This window comes from Mesorhizobium sp. M1D.F.Ca.ET.231.01.1.1, assembly GCF_003999155.2.
GTDB lineage: Bacteria > Pseudomonadota > Alphaproteobacteria > Rhizobiales > Rhizobiaceae > Mesorhizobium.
The window spans coordinates 1-305 of record NZ_RZOZ02000214.1; the positions used below are offsets into that span (position 1 = coordinate 1).

At 63.9% G+C, this 305-nt stretch carries 1 pseudogene; it reads left to right on the top strand.

Features of this window, described 5'->3' with window-relative positions:
- Positions 1-305: pseudogene (locus EN874_RS34000) on the top strand (hypothetical protein); the annotation flags it as partial.

Sequence of the window (305 nt, forward strand, 5' to 3'; positions counted from 1 at the left end):
CGGCAACCACGAAAAGGAAGAAACCCGGCTGCAGAAGGCGCTGGAGGCAACACAGGCCAGGCTTGCTGAAACAACCGAGGCGGCGCGCATCGCCGAAAGCGACAGCGCGGCCGAATTGGCGCGCGCCCAGGCGGAAATGCGCGGTTTGCGCTCCGAAATCCAGGAATTGCAGGCGCGCATGGATCAGGCTGCGACAACCAATGGCGAAGCCTCAGCCGAGATCGTCAGGCTGAAGGCCGAGCTGAGCGATGCCGTGACCGAACGCCAGATCGCGCAGGAAAGGCTGGCCGTCCTCAAGGACGAGA